This window comes from Pseudoalteromonas ruthenica (genome assembly GCF_008808095.1).
GTDB lineage: Bacteria > Pseudomonadota > Gammaproteobacteria > Enterobacterales > Alteromonadaceae > Pseudoalteromonas > Pseudoalteromonas ruthenica.
In genome coordinates this window covers 264,984-287,342 of record NZ_CP023397.1, presented here as the reverse complement: position 1 = coordinate 287,342, position 22,359 = coordinate 264,984, and the positions used below count along the sequence as shown (strand labels likewise).

General features: G+C 47.8%; 16 protein-coding genes and 1 pseudogene. 11 read left to right on the top strand and 6 right to left on the bottom strand.

The annotated features are described in order from the left end of the window. The first annotated feature begins 7 nt into the window (after positions 1 to 7). Genes PRUTH_RS16540 through pelG form a run of 4 tightly spaced genes read left to right on the top strand, consistent with a single transcriptional unit; the run spans position 8 to position 5,165 of the window. Positions 8 to 1,375, top strand: a complete 1,368-nt coding sequence (locus PRUTH_RS16540) for a PelD GGDEF domain-containing protein (protein ID WP_151173929.1) — start codon at positions 8 to 10, stop codon at positions 1,373 to 1,375. Then, the gene (locus tag PRUTH_RS16535; protein WP_138548389.1) at positions 1,338 to 2,318 is read left to right on the top strand and encodes a hypothetical protein; all 981 of its coding nucleotides are present in this window, start codon (positions 1,338 to 1,340) and stop codon (positions 2,316 to 2,318) included. The genes PRUTH_RS16540 and PRUTH_RS16535 overlap by 38 nt, the downstream gene beginning before the upstream one ends. After that, positions 2,305 to 3,810: a GT4 family glycosyltransferase PelF gene (gene pelF / locus PRUTH_RS16530; protein WP_151173928.1), complete on the top strand. Its 1,506-nt coding sequence runs from the start codon at positions 2,305 to 2,307 to the stop codon at positions 3,808 to 3,810. Before PRUTH_RS16535 ends, pelF begins: the two co-directional genes overlap by 14 nt. Further along, complete coding sequence (gene pelG / locus PRUTH_RS16525; protein WP_151173927.1) at positions 3,798 to 5,165, top strand: exopolysaccharide Pel transporter PelG; 1,368 nt, start codon at positions 3,798 to 3,800, stop codon at positions 5,163 to 5,165. Before pelF ends, pelG begins: the two co-directional genes overlap by 13 nt. 12 nt (positions 5,166 to 5,177) lie before the next feature. Here pelG and PRUTH_RS16520 read toward each other — a convergent pair. Then, a pseudogene (locus PRUTH_RS16520) lies at positions 5,178 to 5,958 on the bottom strand (endo alpha-1,4 polygalactosaminidase). Positions 5,959 to 6,191: 233 nt separating this feature from the next. Between PRUTH_RS16520 and glsB the strand changes: the two are divergent. Further along, positions 6,192 to 7,112, top strand: coding sequence for a glutaminase B (glsB, locus tag PRUTH_RS16515; RefSeq protein WP_045980603.1), 921 nt, complete (start codon positions 6,192 to 6,194; stop codon positions 7,110 to 7,112). Here glsB and PRUTH_RS16510 read toward each other — a convergent pair. Both PRUTH_RS16510 and PRUTH_RS16505 read right to left on the bottom strand, forming a co-directional pair. Then, positions 7,109 to 9,043 (bottom strand): methyl-accepting chemotaxis protein, encoded by a 1,935-nt coding sequence (locus PRUTH_RS16510; RefSeq protein ID WP_151173926.1) that lies wholly within the window; start codon positions 9,041 to 9,043, stop codon positions 7,109 to 7,111. The two genes, glsB and PRUTH_RS16510, sit on opposite strands and share 4 nt — an antisense overlap. 125 nt (positions 9,044 to 9,168) lie before the next feature. Further along, a complete protein-coding gene (locus tag PRUTH_RS16505; RefSeq protein ID WP_151173925.1) occupies positions 9,169 to 11,331 on the bottom strand; it encodes a putative bifunctional diguanylate cyclase/phosphodiesterase in 2,163 nt (720 codons plus the stop codon). 296 nt (positions 11,332 to 11,627) lie between these two features. On the opposite strand from PRUTH_RS16505, the gene PRUTH_RS16500 reads away from it, so the two are divergent. Continuing rightward, the gene (locus PRUTH_RS16500; protein ID WP_045980600.1) at positions 11,628 to 11,828 is read left to right on the top strand and encodes a hypothetical protein; all 201 of its coding nucleotides are present in this window, start codon (positions 11,628 to 11,630) and stop codon (positions 11,826 to 11,828) included. Positions 11,829 to 11,830: 2 nt separating this feature from the next. On the opposite strand, the gene PRUTH_RS16495 is transcribed toward PRUTH_RS16500, so the two are convergent. Continuing rightward, a complete protein-coding gene (locus PRUTH_RS16495; protein ID WP_151173924.1) occupies positions 11,831 to 13,375 on the bottom strand; it encodes a sensor domain-containing diguanylate cyclase in 1,545 nt (514 codons plus the stop codon). Between the two features lie 198 nt (positions 13,376 to 13,573). Between PRUTH_RS16495 and PRUTH_RS16490 the strand changes: the two genes are divergently transcribed. From PRUTH_RS16490 to PRUTH_RS16480, 3 genes are all read left to right on the top strand, one after another. Then, positions 13,574 to 13,969 (top strand): hypothetical protein, encoded by a 396-nt coding sequence (locus PRUTH_RS16490; protein ID WP_026111298.1) that lies wholly within the window; start codon positions 13,574 to 13,576, stop codon positions 13,967 to 13,969. A 128-nt stretch (positions 13,970 to 14,097) separates the two neighbouring features. Continuing rightward, positions 14,098 to 16,266, top strand: a complete 2,169-nt coding sequence (locus PRUTH_RS19220) for a nuclease-related domain-containing protein (protein WP_151173923.1) — start codon at positions 14,098 to 14,100, stop codon at positions 16,264 to 16,266. 195 nt (positions 16,267 to 16,461) lie between these two features. Then, positions 16,462 to 16,974, top strand: coding sequence for a GAF domain-containing protein (locus PRUTH_RS16480; protein ID WP_151173922.1), 513 nt, complete (start codon positions 16,462 to 16,464; stop codon positions 16,972 to 16,974). Between the two features lie 47 nt (positions 16,975 to 17,021). Here PRUTH_RS16480 and PRUTH_RS16475 read toward each other — a convergent pair whose 3' ends face one another. Together PRUTH_RS16475 and PRUTH_RS16470 are read right to left on the bottom strand one after the other, a co-directional pair. After that, positions 17,022 to 17,939, bottom strand: coding sequence for a histone deacetylase family protein (locus tag PRUTH_RS16475; RefSeq protein WP_151173921.1), 918 nt, complete (start codon positions 17,937 to 17,939; stop codon positions 17,022 to 17,024). Beyond that, entirely contained in the window at positions 17,940 to 18,404 is a 465-nt protein-coding gene (locus PRUTH_RS16470; RefSeq protein WP_257221105.1) for a hypothetical protein, read from the bottom strand. Positions 18,405 to 18,559: 155 nt separating this feature from the next. On the opposite strand from PRUTH_RS16470, the gene dgt reads away from it, so the two are divergent. Together dgt and PRUTH_RS16460 are read left to right on the top strand one after the other, a co-directional pair. After that, positions 18,560 to 20,014 (top strand): dGTPase, encoded by a 1,455-nt coding sequence (gene dgt / locus PRUTH_RS16465; protein ID WP_151173920.1) that lies wholly within the window; start codon positions 18,560 to 18,562, stop codon positions 20,012 to 20,014. 265 nt (positions 20,015 to 20,279) lie between these two features. Further along, positions 20,280 to 22,271 (top strand): DNA phosphorothioation-associated putative methyltransferase, encoded by a 1,992-nt coding sequence (locus PRUTH_RS16460; protein ID WP_257221104.1) that lies wholly within the window; start codon positions 20,280 to 20,282, stop codon positions 22,269 to 22,271. Positions 22,272 to 22,359: the final 88 nt, after the last annotated feature.

Below are 22,359 nucleotides of genomic sequence, written 5' to 3'. Positions count from 1 at the left end.
TCGCGCTATGCCTCACAGTAAACGTCGTGGCCTCAATGCCGTTATCAGGCGCCTGCTTTTTGGCAGTGACCACCAGCCTATCGCCTGGTTTGAACTGGTCTTTATCACCTTTATTGCCCTGAGCATCTGGGTGTATCAAGCCAGCCTCGCTCATGAACACGCCACTGATTACTTTTATTGGCCGATGTTGGGGCCCCTTGTCATCGCCCTGCGCTACGGGTTTGGTCGCGGAATGATGAGCTTCGTGCTGTTACTTGTGAGTGTCGGTGTGGTCGATAATTTTATCGCCACCGAAGTATCAATTAGCCTATCTGTGTCTGTGGGCACAGCAGTGGTGACCATGTTGGTGGGCGAATTTCGCGATCACTGGCATGATATCAACCAGCGCTTTGAGCTAAACCACCGCTATATGGAACAAAAGCTAAAAAGCTTTACGCAAAATTACCATTTATTGAAGATATCCCACGACCAGCTTGAGCAGCGCGCCGCCGGTAAACAAATGAGCCTACGTACTGGCATTCAACTACTCCAACAAGCGGCCTCCGGCCATGCGGAAAATCGCCTTGCCAACTTGGCCCAAAAGAGCCTCCAAGTATTTGCTGATGTGATTACCATGTATCAAGCAGGCTTATACGAAATACGTGACGGCAAGCTGGTGCCCGGCGCCCTGGCCACCATTGGCAGTGAACACGCCCTTATCGCAGATGATTTAATGCTGCAAGATGTGTACACCTCCAAGGCTGTACTTTCTCCGGCGAACTTTATCGACAGCGATGAGTATAATCTCAATTATCAGTTGGTGATCCCCCTGGTTGATGTCAGCGGCGAGCTACAAGGGGTGGTGCTTGCAGAGAAGGTCAAGTTTGTGTCCCTCACGCAAAGTAATATTGCCCTGATTGCATTACTGGCCGGTTATATTGCCAACTTTATGTCACACCAGTTGTTCGCACCCATTCTCAAACCCGAACAACGCCAACTGTTCCGCCAGTATTTGGAAAACCAACTGTGGTATAAGCGCCATTACGGTGCAGATAGCGCCATGGTGGTGTTTTACGACAACAGTGAAGGGCAACATCTCGATTTAGAACATGTTACCGATTTTCGCCGTGGTGCCGATATTTACTGGTCTTGCGAGCGAGAAGATGGCCGCCAAGCATTGTGCGTGCTGTTACCGATGACCACAGTGATGGAAGCAGAGCAATTTGTGCAGCGGATCCGCAGTATCCTTGCCAATAATGCTCCCATTGCCGAAGGCGATTTAGACGTATTTGGTCCGCTGTTGGTATTTGAGCAATACCAGCAGGTAAATACCTTGCTCGAAGACTTAGGAGCGTTCGATGAAGATTTGGCTGATTCTTCAAACGATTCTCTTTGAGTCGGCAAGCCTTTACCTACTCGGCGAGCAAGACCTTAGCCTGCTCGGCTGGTTAAGTTATGCTGCCAGCCACGGCGCCGCTGCGGGAACCTTCACCTTAGTGTGTTGGCTGGCGCTGCCGCGACGTTATAAACAACCCGTTATCGGTGCTATTACCTTTATTTTTGTCATTGCGTTTAGTATGCCCATGGTCGGTATGCTGGGGTTGGCGACGATTTTTATCGTCGCCTTGTATTTTCCGAAGAAAAAGCAGCCAGCACTATGGGAGCGCTCCGAAAGCTTGGAATTACCTCTGCACCCAGAGCAATTAGAACAAAGCCAATTTGGTGCCGCCGCACTGAAAGATATTTTGTTGTTTAATCCCTCCGATGAGCGTCGCCTGATTGCGGTCAATGCCTGTCGCTTTTTACCAGAGCGCGTGGCGGTGCCACTGCTTAAGTTAGCGCTGACTGATAAGGTCGATGACGTGCGTTTACTTGCCTACGCCGCCATCGAAAAAATAGAATTTGGTATCAACCGCAACATTGACGCATTGAAAAACAAACTAAGCGAAGGCGCACAAGCCTCATTGCACTTTCAAATTGCTGAGCTGTATTGGGAGCTATGCTACCTTGGCATCGCTGAAGGGCCGCTGCGCAATCACTACTTAGAGCAAGCGAAAAGTTACCTACTGCAAGCCGAAGCCCTCACCCCTTCACCGCGCAGTGAGTTACAACTCGGCCGGGTGCTGCTGGAATTACAAGAATATGATTTAGCCACGCAGTATCTAGAAAAAGCGCGTCATCGCGGCCTGTTATTAAAACAAGTGGCGCCCTATTTAGCCGAGGCCGCTTTTGCTCAGGGCGATTACGATCATGCCGCTTTATTAGTCAGTCACCTGCCCACCGAACCCGGTGACGCGCTAAATGAATTAAGGGAGTTTTGGCGTCGTGAAGCGTATTGATGTGTGTTTATTGTTAGAGGGCACGTACCCTTACGTGCGCGGCGGTGTATCAAGCTGGGTGCATCAGCTGATCAGTGGCCTTAGCCACCTTAACTTTTACCTTGTATTTATAGGCGGGAGCCGCTCTTTTTATCAACAGCAACATTACACCTTGCCCGACAATGTGGTCGGCATGGAGACCCATTACTTGATGGATAAAGACGGCTTGCTGGCACCGCGCGCTCGACGCGGGAAAAAATCCGCCTTCAGCCTTTGGCAAAATGTCATCTCACGTTTTAAAAACCCAGAGCAAACCTTAGATGGTGAGCATTTACAAGGCTTGTTGGCTAACTTGGGTAAAAAGCATGGCCTAAGTTATGATGACTTTTTATACAGCGAGCGCTCTTGGGATGTGATTGTTGATTTGTATTTCCAACACGCGCAAAACCAATCGTTTGTGGATTACTTTTGGACCTTTCGCAACATTTACAGCCCCCTATTCACCTTAGTCAAAGTGGCTGAAAACCTGCCCCCTGCGCGGCTATTTCACAGTATTTCGACCGGTTATGCGGGGTTTCTCGGCGCCTTGGCAAAACAAAAACAGCAGGTGCCTTATTTATTAACCGAGCACGGCATTTATACCAAAGAGCGCAAAATCGATCTCACTCAAGCAAGCTGGATCAAAGACCGCCACAGTGCACTGGACACCAGTATCCATAAAAAAATGGAGCAAACACGGCAAACCTGGATAGATTTTTTTGAGCAATTAGGGCGTACCGCCTACGACCAAGCAGATAGCATTGTCGCTTTGTATGAAGGCAATAGACAGCGGCAAATAAAAGACGGCGCACCGGCCGATAAAACCGGGGTAATTGTCAACGGTATCAGTATGGAGCGCTTCAGTGAGGCTTACGCCAAGCGACCGCAACAGGCGCCTAAAGTCGCGGGGTTAATTGGTCGCGTGGTGCCCATTAAGGATATTAAAACGTTTATTCGTGCTATTCGTGTGGCCCTTAATAGCGAACCAGAACTACAAGGGTGGATCATTGGTCCCACCGAGGAAGATCCAAGCTATGTTCGCGAGTGCGAACTGCTGGTTAATAGCTTGGGGCTGCAAGACAACGTGCTGTTCTTGGGCATGCAAAATGTTGCCGAAATTCTTCCCAAACTTGGCGTGTGTATGCTCACCTCCATCAGTGAGGCGCAACCCCTGGTGCTACTTGAAGCCATGGCCGCAGGTATCCCTTGTGTGGCCTCAGAAGTTGGCTCATGCCGCGAAATTCTTGAAGGTATGAACGAACACGACCAACAACTTGGACGCTGTGGCTATGTAACAAATATAGCCGACCCCAACCAAGCCAGTGAGGCCTTGCTGGCGCTATTGGAAGATGACCAGCGCTGGCGACAAATGGGTGATAACGGTTATCGCCGAGTGCAAGCATATTATCAAGAACATACGATGTATGAGCGCTACCAAGCACTGTATGAGGAGCATTTGACATGGCAGGAATAGGCTTTGAGCTACGCCGAATATTAAAGAAAAACACCCTGCTCTCTTACCTCGAAGCATACGGCTTGGCGGCAGTTGTGGGCTCAGGGCCCTGGGTGCTATCCATTTTAGCGCTGATGATCATCGGTATGATAAGCATCGGTCGAGTGTTCCCTAACATTCTGATCATACAGTACCTAGTGCTAGTCACTTACATGATGGCTGGCTCCCTGATCCTCAGTGGTATGTTCCAACTGCTACTCACACGGTTTATCTCCGACCGGCTATTTGAAGGCAAAGATCACAAGGTAACGCCAAATTTATTAGGCTGCATGTTAATTGTTTCGGCGCTTGGCACAGCCATTGGTATTGCGGTACTGGCCAATACATCGTTAGATGCAGCAGTGAAAATGGCGTTGTTATGCGGCTTTGTGGTGCTGTGCAACCTGTGGTTAATCATCGTATTCCTAAGCGGTATGAAGCAGTATTATCGGATTGTCGCCACCTTAGCGATTGGCTACACCCTGATGGTGCTGGCTTCATGGTTACTGCCACCTTACGGTATTTTGGGGCTATTGATGATCTTTGCCGCGTGTCAGGGGCTGATCACCTTTGTTTTACTCTTTTTTATTTTACGCAATTACAGCGCCGGTTCGCTTATCGCCTTTCAGTTTTTAAATCGCAAGCAAGCTTTTTACTCGCTCGCCTTATGTGGGTTGCTTTATAACTTGGGGGTGTGGGTAGATAAGTTTGTATTTTGGCTACACCCCGAGGTGTCTTTTGCCGTTATCGATATGTTCCGCGCCTCATATATTTATGATTTGCCAATTTTTATCGCATACCTCGCCATTATTCCTGGCATGGCGGTGTTTATGCTGCACATGGAGACCGACTTTGCCGCCTCGAACGAGCGGTTTTACCAAACGGTGCGCGAAGGCGGCACCTTGGAGTCGGTGTACTTACTTAAAGACCAAATGGTATTGCACTGCAAAGACAGCTTATATCAAATTTTTAAAGTGCAAGGGATCACCCTCGCATTGCTGCTGTTGTGGAGTGAAGAAATTCTCACACTGCTGAAAATAGACCTCGCGTATCTACACTTGCTGTATGTCGATTTAGTCGGCGTGTCTTTGCAAGTTATTCTAATGGCCATACTCAACGTTATGTTTTATTTAGATAAACGTTATCAGGCCACGGCCCTAGTGACGGTGATGACCCTCGCTAACTTGATGCTCACCGAGCTCTCCATTCAGCTTGGGCCTGAGGTCTATGGCTACGGCTTTGCTTTAGCCATGCTGATCAGCACCGTCTTGGGATTAGTGATGCTAAATCGTCAGTTTAACCGCCTCGAATATGAGACCTTTATGCTGCAACGCTAATAAGTAAAGCGCTCATTGCTCGCGACAGCTAAAGCGATACGCGTCATTCAATGCCGTGGGCAGCACCAAGGTGGAAAAGCCCAGCGGCTCGGTTTGTGCACAGACTCGTTGCAGTTCACCGCTGCCGACCTCAGCCACCGACAAATATTCCACATGAAAAACCGCCTTTTTAGCATCAACAAAAGGGGCTAGGCGTGCACACTCATTAAAGCGAAAGCACGATTCATTAACCGCAAAATCAAAGTAAGGCTCCAAGGTTTGCGCCAGGCCAACATTGTTTTTGAGACCCACATACAAGCCGAGCGAGCGCGCATATTCAGCGATAAACTGGCTGCAATTAATGCTGTTCTCACGAGTGAGTGCAAAGCCGGTGTCATTAATGTGACCATCAACATTATCCGGCTCCACCGCATCACACCCTTTGGCAGCGGCCAAATCCATGCGCGCGCATGATAGCGCGGACATTGCTACTGCGCGTGTCCAACCAACGTTCGTTAGCAAAGTTCGCCAAGGTATTGCCAAGCTCGGAGTCTAAAAACTCGCCGGCATCCTCACGGTAAGATTCATAACTTCCGGCTGAAAAATAACAGATGACGAAGCGCCCTTGCTGTTGGAGGCTGGCAATGGTCTCGGCAGCGGTATTAAACAAATCAATGTCATAAGCGAATACATCGTACTCGCTATTGAGCGCCCCCAATAATTGCCATTGCCATGTACTACCTTGCGGTGGATAGGGCGGCGGCCCTTCAGGCGCTTGTGAGTCGGAACTTGACCCACCGCAGCCCACCAACATACTCATACTTAGCAGCAATGCACTACTTAACCGTCTTATCATTGATGACTCTCTTTTCTCTGCTTAGCAGTCCATTGCGCTGTTATTGTTTATTAATTGTGTGCCTCATGAGCCCATACCTTGAGGCCAAAGCAATTGGTTATCTAAAAGCGGCCATCATTTGGGGCAATGCTACGCTTTCGTATAGGTGTTATATTCCGTATCATTGGGTTTTAGTCAAGTGAAAGAAGCGGATGAATATTCAACAGGTTATTGACGACATTAACGCCGATGTACGTTCACGATTGTCGCAGTTCGAGGGCGCGGTGGCCAGTTATATTCCGGCTTTGGCTGAGGTCGATAGTGAGCAGTTTGCGATGGCGGTGCATACCGTGGATGGGCAAACCTTCAGTACCGGCGATGTGGAAGTGCCTTTTACCATTCAATCGGTCTCCAAAGTACTCACTCTCACTTTAGCATTGCAACGCTATGGCAACTCGTTGTGGCACCGCGTCGGCAAAGAGCCTTCAGGCACCGCGTTTAACTCGCTTACCCAGCTTGAATTTGAACAAGGCATTCCGCGCAACCCGTTTATTAACGCCGGCGCGATTGTTACCTGCGATGCACTTTACTCCCGCTTAAGCGCGCCCACTCACCATATGTTAGAAACGGTGCGTTGGCTCAGCGGTAATCCTCGGGTGTGTATCAACCAAACAGTATCCCGCTCAGAGTTTCAACACCGCCATCGTAACGCTGCCATGGCGCACTTAATGACCTCGTTTGGCAATTTTGAAAATGATGTGGAAGAAGTGCTCAAGGTTTATTTTGGCTTTTGCGCCATCGAAATGAACTGCCAAGAACTGGCGCGCACCTTTGGCTATCTCGCTAATCGTGGTGTCGACATCGCCTCAGGCGAGCGCATTCTGACCAGCAAACAAAACTCGCAATTGAACTCGCTGCTCTTTACCAGTGGCCTTTATGACGCCGCTGGCGATTTTGCATATCGCGTCGGCATGCCCGGTAAATCTGGAGTAGGCGGCGCCATTGTTGCCGTTGTCCCAGGGCAGTTTGCAGTCTCGGTGTGGTCACCCAAACTCAATGCCTTTGGCAACTCCAGCGCCGGTCTTTATGCGCTGGAGCAATTCGCCGACAGACTTTCGCTGCATCTGTTCTAAACCTTAAATTGACTCACTAAATCGCGCAGGTGCTGCGCCCGCGCTAATAAACTTTGCGTTGCGCTTTGCTGCTGCTCGGCATAAGAGTGAATACTGCCAGCACTGTCTGATATTTCATGGGCCGACTGGTTGATGTGCTCAACCACGGTGCCCTGCTCTTCGGTGGCGGCGGCAACCTGATGATTGCCCTGACTGATTTCCTCAAACTTTTGCTGAATCGCGCGCAGCGACGCCACCGCCGTTTGCGTGTGTTCAGTGACTTGGCGGCTACTTTCTGTGCCTCGTGCGATGGCCTCTTGTGATTGCGTCGAAGTGCTTTGCAAGCGCGCCACTTGATCGCGGATCTCCGAGGTAGACTTTTGCGTACGCTGCGCCAGTGAACGCACCTCATCCGCAACCACAGCAAAACCACGCCCTTGCTCACCGGCGCGAGCAGCTTCGATAGCGGCGTTCAGGGCTAATAAATTCGTTTGTTCGGAAATGGCATTGATCACTTCCACCACCGAGTTAATTTCTGCCGCCTGATTAGCAAACTCACCCACGCTGCTATCCACATTATTGAGAATATCGTTGAGCTCTTGCATGGTTTGCGCGGTGAGCGTCATATTGTCGTTGGTGGTGGTCGTTTCACGCACCGCTTCTTCGGTATCACTGGCGGTACGATGGGCAATATCGGATACCTCGGTAATCGTTTGCCCCATTTCGGTGATCGCTGTCGCGACCTGATCCGTCTGTGAGCGCTGGCTTTCTGTGGCGCTGAAGGTTTTATCGGAAAAATCAGCCAGCTCAGCAATGCCCTCGCGCATCGCTTGTTCGGTGACACTGATTTCATCCACCAGCTCTGCGACTTTAGTAATAATGGCGTTAAAGCCCTTGGCCAGATGCCCCAACTCATTATCAACGCTATCATCAAGGCGCGTACTTAAATCACCTCCTTGCCCAGACATGGCAAGGAGGTCATCACCCACGGTGCGAATGCGGCTGCTTAGCCAGTTGGCAAAATACATGGTTAGCACCAAGAACACCACTGCAAGTACCACACTGGCAAGCACCGAAGTCCAAATAACCGAGTTAATCGCACCGGAGATCTCATGCTCTGGCAACACCGCGACCAGCTTCAACTCGGTGCCTTCAATGGGCATCACCGCACCATAGACAGCTTCATCATCGAGCTCAGTTTCATTGAGTACAAAACCGCCGCCATTGCTAGTAAGAGCCGAGCTCATTGGTGCTAACTGGTTAACATCGGCCACCGTTTTGCCAATAAAGCGGCTGTTTTCATGAGCAATAATGCGCTGGGTGTCATCGACCAAAAACAGATACCCTTGCTCGCCGACTTTACGTGAGGTCACCATATTGGCAATTTTCGACACATCATAACCCAGTCCCGCAACCCCTGCGCGCTGGCCATCAATACTCACTAAGGTATTAACGTATAAAGTCAGTTGCCCACCTTGTTCACTGGCATCCAGCGCCAACTGCTGCTGGGCACTGCTGGAAATGAAATCAAAGAACCAGCTATCCCGTGATTCACTGCGCGATACCTGCTTAAACAGCCCGCTCTCGGTGTAATAATTCAGGCTTTCTCGGCTCACCCAAAATACCGATGTAGCACCGGATTTTTGCTGTAAGTCGCGAAAGTAATCAAGCACCAGTCCATGCTGAGCACTCCCTTGCTCGCCATCACGCACCCATTGATGCAACATCGCGTTTTGCGACAGCGTTTTTGAAACCGTAATGGGATACATTAGCTCGGCTCTAATTTCATTCGCTACTCGCCCAACAGTATCTGGTAATAACTGCGTTTCAGTTTGCCGATAATAAAGGCTGGAAAACTGCCCAGTATTAATGAGTGCGGTCACTAACGTAACCACAAACAGGGCGACAAACACAAAACCAATGAAAATGGTTTTGAGGGTGAGGTTCTGCATGGTGTAGCTCCTAAAACATCGGTCTTATTCACTATGGCACAAGATTGTTAAATTGCGATTAAAACGCTGCTAATCGCTTCATTTTAAACACTTTTTGAACCTATATTGGAAAATTAATTGGGTCGCTATTCATTCCCATTATGCTTGGCTAACAGCACCATTGCCTCTTTTAAAGGAACTGCAGGGGAGTAATAATAACCTTGGCTAAAGTGACAACCATACTCACGCAATTGTTGCTGTTGCTGCTGTGTTTCCACGCCTTCGGCAATCACTTCCATATCCAGCTCTGAGGCAATACGAATAACGCTGGCAATCACCACTTGGTGCTTGTGTTCGCTGAGCATTTGCTGGGTAAAGCTCTTATCGATTTTAATATAATCAGCATGTAGGTCGATAAGGTGACTCAATGATGAATACCCTGTACAAAAGTCATCCAAGGCCACCATAACTCCTTTGCTGCGTAATTCATTAAGCACCCCTTCGGCTTGCTTTCGGGCATGAATGGCCACCGATTCGGTCACCTCAATGGTCAAACAGCTGGGCTTTAAATTATAGTCAGCCAAGGTATCGAGCACTGTGTCAACGGGATGCAATACATGGTTAAATTCTGAGGCTGAACGATTCACTGCCATGCTGATGTCGTTGTAGCCTTGACTATGGATCCATGCCAAATCGGCCAGCGCTTTGCGCAGCACAAACTGGCCCAAAATGGCCACAAGGCCAAACTCCTCAGCGATGGCAATAAACTCATCGGGACGGATCACCCCAAGCTCTTCATCGCGCCAGCGTGCTAGGGCTTCAAACTTAACAATACGCCCGCTTTGGTTATCGATAACCGGTTGGTAGGCCACATCTAGGCCATCAAAGCGCAGTAGCTTATGGAGTTTGTCGCGCAGTTTAAGTTTACGCAGGTAAATGGCTTCAATCTCTTGGCTGTGTACGGCAATGCTGTGAGACTGAGCGCGCTTAACACTCAACATGGCATGATTGGCGTTGCGAACGAGCACCGTGGCGCTATCGGTATCGCTATGCATGTGAGCAATGCCAATACTGCAACTTAGTTCAATGCTTAAATCACCCAAGCGTATGGGCTGGTGGATTCGCTCCAACACTTTCTCGGCACAGCGGTGCGCGTGCCCAGGTTTGGCATCGGCAATTAAAATAGTGAATTCGTCACCGCCATAGCGGCTGATCACATCATGATTACGCACACAATTTTGCAGCCGCAACGCCACCGCAATCAGTACCTTATCGCCAATTTCTGGACCATATAAATCGTTGATATCTTTAAAACGATCGAGGTTTAAAAACAGCACTGACGCGTGCTGCTCCTGAGCGCGAAACAACGAAATATGTTGCTCCACTTTCTCTAAGAAACTGCGACGATTTAAAAGCCCAGTTAAGGGTTCTTGACTGGCGTAAAACCGTAGTTGGCGCTCACTTTCTTTCCATTCACTAATGTCACGAAACAAACCAATATAATGGGTAATTTGCCCATTAGCACCACGGTTAACAGTGATCGACAGCTCTTCTGGGTAAATTTCACCATTTTTACGACGATTATAAATCTCGCCTCGCCAATGGCCCATCTGCTCGAGCTGCCGCCACATTTCATGATAGAACTCTGGGCTATGCTGACCTGAGGAAAGCACTGCGGGTGAACGCCCTTTTAGTTCACTTTCACGATAACCGGTATACAACTCAAAGGCAGGGTTAACCCGTAGGATACGGTTATTGTTATCGGTGATCATGATGGCTTCTTTGCTTTGCTCAAACACGATATTACGCAGTGATAGCTCAGCTAACAGCTTATCCTTTCGCGCCAAATCGGCATCATGGCGGGCTTGAGCAGCTACGATAAATGCCAAGTCCTTAAACCACTGCTCATCAACTTGGTCAAACGTTCGCTGTTGTTCAAATAGCGCCACCAAAATACCAATGGGTTGGCGTGATACATCGCGTAGCGTCACACCGATGTAGGCTTCAATCCCCAGCTCCGCAAGCATGGTATCATCGGGAAATAAATCAGCCACATTATCGCCAAAAGCGCACACATCGACGCTCTGTAATGCATCGGCGCACGGAGAGCCAGCCAGAGGATATTGGAAATTTGCGCGTACGGCACCGTCTTGATGGTAGGCCACAGTCTGTACTTCTGTCGCGTTGGCGCATAACTTACCAACAAAGCAATGGGCTGCGCCAAAAGCTTCATCAATCATACTCAGTGCCAGCTCATAGGCTTGCTCGCTGCAGCTACATTGGTAAAGCGCGTTAAAAGACGATGTCATATGATTCTTGTAATTTTGTATACCATTTCATAAGAAGCTTAGCACAGTATCAGGAACAGGCTTTGAGGGAAATTCTGGTTATTGGTTAGCTGGCGAATGTATGATTCAAATCAATAAATTACAAGAGTTTAATTGTTACTTTCCAACAGTTTAACAGCTGTGATCGGCGCGCCAGCTAGCCGGTGGTGAAACTTTGCTCATTGCATCTTGAATTACGTTGCTAAGTTACAAAGTGAAGGATGATCAGCGCCCAGAAGTTGATATACTATCGGCAGTTTCTAAAACGGTAGGTGTGCATGACTAAACAGGCGAATAAACGCAAAAATACTTTACTGAGCATTTGTGTGTTTTGTTGCATTGTGCTGAGCCTAAGCTGGTTGTTTATTAATGACTCGGCGCTACTACTGGTGATCACACTGCTGATGATTTTGCTGTTAGTATGGGGCATTGCGCAGCGCCTATTGTCGCTTTGGGATAAACAGCAACCACGCAAATAACCCTAACCCAGCAACTCCACTTCACAGCGGTTGCGGCCTCGTTGTTTCGCCCGATACAGCGCATTATCAGCGGCTTTGAGTACCGCATCCACCGAGCAACCAGGCTGCCACAAACTCACGCCTAGAGACACCGTCACTTGGGGTACTGGTGTAAAATCATGAGCCTGGATAGTCACTCGCAAGCGCTCTGCCAGCTCTAACGCAATGTCTTTACCTATGCCAGGGAGAATAAGTAGGAACTCTTCGCCGCCACTGCGACACACGCCATCGTATTCTCGACAACTGCTCTGCAATAGCTGCCCTAACCCTTGTATAACGTCATCACCCACATCGTGGCCATAGTTATCATTGACACGCTTAAAGTGGTCAATATCCAAGGTGATCACCGTAAAGGCTTGTTCATCAGCAACCATAGATTGAATAAACACTTCCATATAACGCCGGTTGCCAATGCCGGTAAGCGGATCGGTTAAGCTTGCTTTATTCAGGTCGTTAATACGCTGGTGCTGTTCATTACTGTAAGTTCTCAGTGCGTTGCGTAGTATTTTCGCTTCAAAAAACCAGGTTGGCACATCATCATATTCTTTACTTGAATCGGCCACGCGTTGCGCTAGCTGTCGCAGCGGAGCACTGATTAAATTCGCCAAATACCAAATCACCAACAAGGTGATCACTGTCACCGGTGCAGCTTTGGCAAGCACATTCATAATGGTATTGCCGACACTCTCAACGACTTGGTCGCGCTCAGTCCCCACTAACACCACCCAATTCGCTGTGCGCACAGGTGCATAGCCCACTAACATAGCGCCAACACCTTCGCTGCCACTTTGCATTTGCGCATTAGCAAACGCATGCCACAATGGCGAAGCGGGCGTTATTTTAGCGCCCACGCGCTGGCGTTGAGAATGATAAATAACACTGCCATTTTCACTGAGCACTATAATATTGGCTTTATCGTTGTGAAAATGCTGCCCGAGTAGCCGCGAGAGAATATTGTCGCCATGCAAATAAATAGTGCCAGCAATATAGCCTTGATATTGCTCATCGGCGCTAAAAATGGGGTGTGAGGGGCTCACAATTAAATTACTAGCCGGCGATACAAACGGTTGAGGAATGGTGGGTGCTTGTGCGCGCAAAGATTGTTTGGCACTGTCGCTTTGTAATCTCACACCTTTAACACCTAAGGTTAACGGCGCAGTGCTGGTGATCACGCCTTGCTCGTTCACCACCACCACGGAATTAAAAGACGCGGTTTGCTCTAATAAGCGCAGCGTTTCTTGCTGCTGTGACTTTGGGGTGTTGTTATCGGCTAATTGCGCAGCGCTATAGCGCAACTGCATTTGTAAAGAGTTGAGGAATTGTTCGGTAATATCAGAGAGCTTACTGGCATAAGCCTGATTGGATGCCAGGGTATGGGCCACCATTTGCTGGCCGTGTACTCGGTAGTTAATAATGAACTGATTACCCAAGGTAACCATCACACACAACACTGCAAACCCGAGAATAACTTGGCGTAAGTCAATCACACCAAAACGGGAAAACTTCATATACACAGCCCAACTACAAGCACTACCTACTACTTTATGAGTATAACAATAGCACTAATCATCAAGCTTGTGCTACATCAAATGATCTTCCTACTGCGATGCCCCGTACTGCTCGGTAGAGAATGATGTATCACCTTAGGTGCAATCGTTTAACTACGGTTGTCGAACAACAATGCTATTGCTGACACGGCTGTAACTATGAATCAACCAAGCGCACATTTAGATTTAGCCGAACTCACTGAGCTGGAACTGTTTACCTTATGGCTTTGTCTGCATGCAGACAAAAGCAAAGAACAGGTTTTGGCACAATTACAACCCATGCTTGGCAGCGCTTTTTTATCGCCGCAAACCATGGCGCAGCGTTGGCGTGAGGATGTTTACAGGCAACTTATGCACAAAGGCATGGCCACAGAGCAGCGCCCGGCAAAGCCTGGGTTTGCGGATTATCTATTTTGCCTGTTATCAAAAGTGCCTGATGTAGAAACGCATTATGCCAAAGAGCTGGCGCTATTGGAGTCCATTATTCAGCACCCTGAGAAGTATCAAAACAATCCAACCATCATTCAGCATTGGTTGGAATCCCCTATTCACTGACCTGAAAAAGGCGAAAAATTCATCAACTATTCAGTATGATTGCGAATCGCGCTTTTTGGCTATAGCTAAATGTGGCCACAAGCTTTAGACTACGTGTAGATAACACCTTGTTTACCCATGTTTATAAAATGAGATTCGCGTATTTCGTCTTATTCCTAACCTTGAGCCTTGCGAGCACTCAAAGCAGTGCCCGCGAGTATAACAGTGCCATGTGTATTCTTTTGAAGCAGCAAATGGCGCAGTTTGATCATTCTCGCACGCACCCAAGTTATCGCAGTGCCAAACGAGATTACGATGCCAATTGTAAGAATATAGAAAAGCGCACACCGCAAGCGAAAGCGACCTCAAAGCCCGAAAATGACCAATCTCAGCCTCAGGAAGTAGCCAGTAAACCTAAGAAGGTGCTAAAAGAGCAAAGACCTGAGGCCGAACCAACAGTAACCACCTCTGAGCCGCAGCTTACTATTGTCGAGCAGCGTGCCGCCGAAGAGGCTGCAAAACAAGCGAAGGCAGAGAAAACAAAAGCCACCGCGCCAAAAACAGCTCCGGTGACAGCGAAAAAGGTGGCTCCAGCCCCAGTACAAAGCCAACCCTCAGAGCCCAGTTCACCCTTCGTTGGCTTGATTTTCCCTGCATTAATAGCCTTGGTGCTTATTGCCATGCTAATTACGTTGCTGATTTTTATTCGCAGCAACCGCAGCAGCCAAGGTAAAGCTGTGAAGCCGAAAAAGACAGCGGCTATCAAAGCCATTCCTGTGCCGAAGCTACCTAAGAAACAGGTTAATTACAAAAAGATGTGGCAAAAGGTCACCGGTAAGCAGCCTGACACGCTCGACCCACAAGTTTATAAACGCTTTTCTTCGGTCCCTGTACTGGTGGGTCCAAAAGCCAAATCGTCAGCCATCGAGCAGTTATATATTAGCCCGTACGGCGTGTTTATCGTGGCGCGACCAAACCAAGAAGGCGATATTTTTGGCGGCGAGCACGCTCAAGAATGGACCGCCCGAAACGGCGATGAAGAAATCAAGTTTGATAACCCGATCACCGAGCTCAAGGCTCAGGCTGGCGCGCTAGCTAAAGTACTGGACATACAAGAGCAACAGGTTAACTTACTGGTACTGTTTAGTAACAACGCTTTATTCAAATCTGATTTGCCTGCGTTGGTGATGCAGCGTGAAGACTTGGTAGACTACATTCTTAGCTACAGTGTTGAAAGCTTCGACGCCCAACAATGTTCTAACCTAGTCGACAAGGTGAAGCAATTGCTTGCGCAAGGAAGCAACGCCGCGCTAGGCGCGTCTTCAACCAAGCCGTTAATCGAGACGCCCGTGCAGCCACCAAAATCTGAGCCGCGCACGGAGCCTAAGCCTCAACCAAGCGCTGCACAAGAAGATACACCTCGCCCAGAGGTGCCCGCAGAGAACGTGGCGCCGATGCCCAAACCTGCCGCAGAGCCTCGCCACAGCGATCCGGAAGGAGCAAGCAAGAGCGCAGAAATTCACCCGTTCAAACGCAAAGACGACGCACCCAACTCGGACGATACAGCGCACCCTATTAAGGACTCGGCACCCGCGCCGACTCCCGAACCGACACCTGCAACGGAGCAACAAGAGCAAACTCCAGAGCCGAGCAGTGACAGCAGTAGCAAAGACTGGTCGAATATGAGTGATGAGGAGTTTATGGCGTTTTTAGAGGCCGCCAATAAACGTGCAGGTGGCGAGTCCGACCCAAGTTCCGATGAGCAAGCATCATCTACTTCTGCCATAGAGTCGCCTGCATCAAGCTCGCCGCAGAGCCACGAGGGTTCCTGCCAAGGGGATGACCCATTTGACGACTTTGATCCGTCACAACCCTTGTTAGAGACCCCTGAGCCAGAGCTAGAGCCTGAGCCAGAGCTAGAGCCAGAGCCAGAGCCAGAGCCAGAGCCAGAGCCAGAGCCACCAATTATTGAGCCCCAAAGCACAGCCACACAAGGGCAAACATCATCAAGCGATGAAGAGTTGGCGCTAGATATTGACGATGGTAACAGTCAAAGCCTTGATGACGCGCTTGCGGAGTTAGAATCTGCGCTTTCAGAGCAAGACCAGCAAAGTGAAGAAGCTCTCTCTGATGACTCGGAGCCAGAAAAAACCAGTGCTGAAGACGGAGACGAGAACAAAGACAAAGACAAAGACAAAGACAAAGACAAAAAGTCGAACCCTTTTGCTAATCTTTCGCTAGACCCTGACTTCAAGCCAAGCGAAGAAAAAGTGGATATTGGCGCCGGCCCGCTCGATGACGAGAAACCAAAACGTTAGTGCCTGCGTATTATTCACTGGTGCGCGTGGTATTGAGCGAATGTGCAAAAATAGTCAGGCTACAACGCCGTGTGGTGCCTATACTAAATAATTGTCAGTGACTCACACTGGCGCAGTAAAGTTCCAGTTACGCATCTAGCGTGCGGAGCAAGATAGGGCATAGTCACAACGTTTTTGTTGTGAGGAGAGTGGTAAATGGTTGATTTATTTCAACTTAACTTGGCTTTAACTAACCCAGGTTTAAGCCACATAGAAAAGCTGCAAAAGATAGTTCATACTGCAGCAGAGCATGTTCCCCAAGCCGATGTAGTAAGCCTGTGGGTGGCCAATGAAAACACCTCAAGTATTGTGTGCATCGCTAAATTTGATAAACACACCGGCGCCTATTCTGACGGCGGGGTTATTGGCCAAGATACAGCCCAGGCTTATTTTTCTGCGCTATTCAGCCATGATTTCCTTGCCATTGAGGATGTGCGTCACCACCCGTTTACCAAACACATGGTCGCAGGCTACTTTGAGCCATGTGGCTTTTACTCTTTGCTTGATTACGTGCTGCACGATAACTTCGAGCCAAGAGGGATGCTTTGCTGTGAAAGCCGCACGCAAGTGCCGCAATGGCAGGACCAAGAAAAAGCAGCATTGAAGCGCATTGCCAATATGAGCTCGCTGTTTTTCGATTTGCCCACGTACCAACGTGCCGTGGGCTAGGTTGAGTGCACACTAGTTTCTGAATAAAGAGATACGTTTGCGATATTTTACAACGATGCGCACGCCCTGATGGCTGCACTCACGGCTTTTGCGCTTTGTTTGGAGTACCCACCCCCTCCAGTTACAACTGCTGGGATTTTATGCTTTTGCAAGTGCTCTAAAATCATTTTTTCCCGGGCAGCAACATCTTCAACACTGAGTCCTAATCCCCCCAGCTTATCTTCTGCAAGTACATCTGTCCCCGCCACAATAAATGCCAGCGCATAATCACTGTCGGTAATCTCTAGGGCACTCGACAGCCTTGCTAAATATTCCTCCCCCAAAGTGCCACTGGTTAGAGGAACTGGAAAATCCACTTGTTCCCGCGTGAAACCAGATAAGGGATAAATGTCTTCGTTATAAACATCGAGCAAATGCACATTAGTCTGCTCACGGAAGCTAAACGCGTTCCCGTTTCCATGATGGGCATCAACATCAATAATAAGCACCTTGTCATCAGTGCTTAGTCGACCATTTTTGATTAACTGTTGGTGGGCTATAGCAATATCATTATAAATACAAAAGCCTTGCATAAACTGATAGCTGGCATGATGGAAACCACCGGACAAATTCCACATTACCCCACCCGATTCTAACGCTTGCTCGGCACCGAGAAGTGTTCCGGCTACCGCCAATCGCATAGGCTTAAGTATTTTTTTGTGTAGGTAATTGAAGCTAATAAACGGAATTTTAGGAACTTCTAAAGCACGAAAAACAAACTCTTTATTTCGAACTTTTAATCGCATTAATTCATTCAAGTACTCATCAATCGTCTCCTCCGAAACCATAGAGTTGGGACTTATAACACTTAACCCTAAGTCATTAACCATCGACAAGACCTGAGAGAACTTTTCTCCTTCAAAGGGGTGCAAGTACTGCAATAAGCCTAATCTATAATTGTAGTCTTTATCGTAAATTAACTGCATTTAAGCTACCTTGTCACTTGCAAGCTCGCTAGCATATCGCAGAATTTCATGGGGAGTCCAGATGCCTCGTCCAAGAGTACCCGCCAGTCGTCCATACCCTTGCGCCGAGGGCTTAAATGAAGGCTCTTTGCCACAAGCGACCTTCAAGCAATCCGCTACTAAATGCGAGCAATTGAAACGTGCGAGTTGGTATTGAGGTACTTCTTGCTGGAGTTGCAGAACATATTTAGCTAAAGATTGAGTGTCCACGTTGTGAAGAGTAATGGTATGTGGTTTTCGCCCGCCTTCACTGCGGATGTCCTCATCTATTGCATCCATAAAGTGACCCGGCTGTCTTCGTTTCACCTTCAAGTCCTTTTTCCCAGCCCCTTCTGCTGGCCAAAAACTAACATAGGTTGTACCAAATGAAAGTGAAGCATGGCCCACCATTTCTCCGTGTGGTAACCAAACATGTACCTTTAACATATAAAATCCTTTTTAAATTCCTTTTGAAGGTACAATATTATAGATTGTGGCTCTTGCTATCAATTAGTGCCGCAGGTTAGAAATATAAAACAACATATGTCAATGTGATATCAGAAAGCATACTATAGAAATCAATTGACTACTGAGGCGGACGTATGGATTTTACTACAAAAATAAACACCGCACGCCAAGTGAACCCGCTGAAAACTTTGCATACCAGCTTAGAGAGCGATCGCGGCCGCATCATCAACTCCTCCGGCATACGTCGGTTGCAGCAAAAGACTCAGGTATTTCCATTAGAGCGCAATGCTGCCGTGCGCTCGCGCCTCACCCACTCCCTTGAGGTACAGCAAAACGGCCGCTTTATTGTGCAAAAACTGTTTTCTAAGCTCAATGCACAAGAGCGTGCACACTATGGCCTCACCGACATGGAGCGGCCCTTTGAGACCTTGGTGGAAATGGCTTGTTTGATGCACGATATAGGTAATCCGGCCTTTGGCCATTTTGGTGAGGCCGCCATCAACCACTGGTTTAGCCGCTACCTGCAGCAACGCTTTGGCCCGTTGCCGACGCTTGCGCAAACACACCCGCTAAAGCACGAACTACTGCTTGATTTACAAAGCTTCGAAGGCAACGCACAAGCGATCCGCGCAGTTCACTCGCTGTTAGCGCTGAACTTAAGTTACAGCCAAATAGCGGCCATTCTTAAATACACTCGCCCCGGCACTATGGCGAAAGACGCGCGGCCTGAAGATAAAAGCTACCTTATGAAAAAAGTCGGCTTTTACCACAGCGAGGCCGCGTTCATCGCTCAATTGGGTGATGCCTTAGAAATGGATAATGGCTGTCGTCACCCCGCCAGCTACATTATGGAAGCCGCCGACGACATCGCTTATTGCTTAGCCGATATGGAAGACGCGGTAGAAAAAGGCATACTCTCGGTGGAAAAATTGGTGCACTACTTAGATGACGCTTATCGCCAAAGGCTGGGAGCACTGGATACCGCAGAGCAAGGTTACAGCGACCTGGTGGCCAAAGCCTGCGAGTTTGCCCGACAAAAAGCAGATGAGGCCGAGTTCAACTACAACAACACCTTTTTCATATATCTGCGTGTAAAACTCTTACACCCGTTGGTTGAGCATGCGGCAACGCGCTTTAAAGACAACATAGAGCAGGTGTACGCCGGCACCCTCAACGCCTCATTAATCGAAGATGGCAGCCACCACCAAGCCATTACCGATGCTTTGAAAACAGTCGCTCGTGAACGCGTATTTTGTCATCCCGAAGTTGAAAAGCTCGAGCTACAAGGCTATAAAATCATCTCTGGTCTGCTCGATGAATACCAAGTGCTACTCGATTTAGAGCACGAGCAATTCACCCAAGTACTTAGCCACCATAAAGACTTTTTAATTGCCACACGCATGGTGAAGAAACTCTCGGGGAAATACCTCAACGTTTATGAAAAAGCCGTTGCCGCACTGGATAAAAACGCCGAACACTTTCACCTGTACGAGTTTTACCACCGCTGTCGGCTCATTCAAGACCACATCAGCGGCATGACCGACCAATTCGCCTACGACGAGTACCGTACCTTAAAGGTGGTGGAATAAAAATGAGTGACCGAAAAAACGAACAATGGCTTAGCAGCAAAGAGGCTCAAAAAGCTTTAAAAATCAGTGCCTGTGAGCTAATGCACCGCAGGGAAAGAGGTGAGTTTACATTCGAAAAACGCGGCAACGCCTATTTTTATCGGTTACCTACACGTATATCTCATAAATAGTCTCAGCGTTCACACTGACCTTTAACTTATCCGGGGTTGAAATGGAATTTCATCACTATAAAAGCCTTTTAAAAGACCTAGGAATTGGGAAAAGGTTGCCGACGGCAATCTACCTACATCGCAGTGCTTTGCAAAGCGCATTACCTAACGAATTACTCGCTTTTATCGAACTGACCGCTGACAGTGTCGCTACAGCACACCAGTGGAATGTTATAAAGCTATTTAAGCGTGACTTTAAGTTATCTTTTCTTCACTATCCTGATTTTGATACCTATGCCTACCCTGCTCTAGCGCAGAGCTTAACCATTGATTTGCTTGATGGACATAGCCACTGCACTCAATACCAAGATTCTGATAATCCACCTATATTACATCGTAAAGAGACGTTTGTCGGCGATTTATACCCAAAATATGCGGAGTTCTGCGCTATTACCGAGGAGGGATTAAAAGCAGGTTTATATGAAAACACGCGTCGCATTGGATTTAAAAAACAGTGGCTGAAACTTATTAAAGAAAAAGGCTATCAGTTAGACGAGCAAGGCCGCTTGCATCTTTATCAAGAAGCACATAGCGTAGCGCCTCAAGCCTCTTGCACAATAAATGATATTCAACGGCATTTAACCGCCATTACCAGGGATAGGCTATCAGCTCCCTTTCAAAAGTTAGCGAAGTACGGATACCTTGATGGCGATTACTCTATTTTAGATTACGGTTGTGGCCTAGGTGATGATGCAACCGAGCTTGAAGCGCACGGCTTAAATATAAACGCATGGGATCCAGTACACCGACCCGGAGGCAACAAGGTAAACAGCGATATTGTTAACTTGGGTTTTGTACTAAATGTAATTGAAGATGAAAGCGAGCGCGCAGAAACGCTTAAACAAGCCTTTACCCATGCGCATAAGCTATTGTTGGTTTCGGTTATGCTGGCTAATGAGGCTAAACAGGAGCATTTTAAGCCATACAGAGACGGAGTAATAACGCACCGAAATACCTTTCAAAAGTACTTCAGCCAAGCGCAAATAAGGCATTATATAGAGCAAGTTTTAAACGTTAAGACTACCCCTTTTGGCCAAGGTATTATTGCAGTATTTAAGTGCTCTCAGCTGGAAGAAGCGCACCATTTAGAGTTGCAGTTTAAAAACTATAATTGGCGCCATGTTACCCACAGGCCAAAACCTAAAACGCTACCACAACGTCAACAACAATCCTTGTACGAAAAGCATCAAGAATTGCTCGATAATTTTTGGCACCATTGCCTACACCTTGGGCGTATACCTGCTAACGATGAGTTTGAACAAAGTAATGTATTGCGACGAGCTTTAAGCAGCCACAACAAAGCTTTTTCACTTTTACAAAACTACTATGACCAAACTGAGTTTGCGCAAGCACAAAAAAAGCGTCGTAATGACTTATTGGTCTACCTCGCACTAAGCCAATTTGGCAAGCGTAAGCCAAAAAGCCATATGCCAGCACGTTTATTACGTGATTTAAAAGCCCATTTTACTGGCTATCAGCAGGCTCTTGAGGAGGCAACTGCGTTATTATTTTCTATTTCTTCGCCACAAAATATCGGTGATGCCTGCTATGCAGCTTTCGCACAGCTAGAAATTGGCGAGCTATTTGACAACCACTCTTACATATTACCAAGCCATAAGCTGAATCAGCTACCTGCCATTTTGCGCGTTTACATCGGCTGTGCCGCACAACTTTATGGCGATATCGATGATGTTGATCTAGTAAAAATACATATGCGTTCGGGCAAGGTAACCTTGTTAAAATACGACGATTTTAATAAAAAGTTGCCGCTCCTAACCCAACGTATAAAAGTAAAGCTTGTTGAGCAGGATATTGATTACTTCTTTTATGGAGACGAGTACCCGCTGCAGCCATTGTATTCCAAGCTGCCTTACCTAACACCTAATTCAAAAGAGCATAAAGCGCAGCTGCGCTTCGATGCGAAACTCGCTGATATGTTAAAAGGAGTGCCCAAAGAGCAGTGGCCAGACTGGAATGTGCTGCAAAAAGTATTTGCTTACTGGGGTGTGAAATTACAAGGTTCAAGGTTTGTGAAAATTAAAGATTAAGTGCCCCTATTTTATTTCACGCGAACAACAAAAAAGACTGGAGTTATTACGTAATTACCGTAATAATATTACGTAATTTGCAATAATA

Coding starts and splice junctions, on each gene's coding strand:
- PRUTH_RS16475 (WP_151173921.1), bottom strand. CDS start 17,939: ATGCAGTTAATTTACGATAAAGACTACAATTATAGATTAGGCTTATTG.
- glsB (WP_045980603.1), top strand. CDS start 6,192: ATGAATATTCAACAGGTTATTGACGACATTAACGCCGATGTACGTTCA.
- PRUTH_RS16495 (WP_151173924.1), bottom strand. CDS start 13,375: ATGAAGTTTTCCCGTTTTGGTGTGATTGACTTACGCCAAGTTATTCTC.
- pelG (WP_151173927.1), top strand. CDS start 3,798: ATGGCAGGAATAGGCTTTGAGCTACGCCGAATATTAAAGAAAAACACC.
- PRUTH_RS16480 (WP_151173922.1), top strand. CDS start 16,462: ATGGTTGATTTATTTCAACTTAACTTGGCTTTAACTAACCCAGGTTTA.
- PRUTH_RS16500 (WP_045980600.1), top strand. CDS start 11,628: ATGACTAAACAGGCGAATAAACGCAAAAATACTTTACTGAGCATTTGT.
- PRUTH_RS19220 (WP_151173923.1), top strand. CDS start 14,098: ATGAGATTCGCGTATTTCGTCTTATTCCTAACCTTGAGCCTTGCGAGC.
- PRUTH_RS16470 (WP_257221105.1), bottom strand. CDS start 18,404: ATGTTAAAGGTACATGTTTGGTTACCACACGGAGAAATGGTGGGCCAT.
- PRUTH_RS16540 (WP_151173929.1), top strand. CDS start 8: ATGCCTCACAGTAAACGTCGTGGCCTCAATGCCGTTATCAGGCGCCTG.
- PRUTH_RS16510 (WP_151173926.1), bottom strand. CDS start 9,043: ATGCAGAACCTCACCCTCAAAACCATTTTCATTGGTTTTGTGTTTGTC.
- PRUTH_RS16535 (WP_138548389.1), top strand. CDS start 1,338: ATGAAGATTTGGCTGATTCTTCAAACGATTCTCTTTGAGTCGGCAAGC.
- PRUTH_RS16490 (WP_026111298.1), top strand. CDS start 13,574: ATGAATCAACCAAGCGCACATTTAGATTTAGCCGAACTCACTGAGCTG.
- dgt (WP_151173920.1), top strand. CDS start 18,560: ATGGATTTTACTACAAAAATAAACACCGCACGCCAAGTGAACCCGCTG.
- PRUTH_RS16505 (WP_151173925.1), bottom strand. CDS start 11,331: ATGACATCGTCTTTTAACGCGCTTTACCAATGTAGCTGCAGCGAGCAA.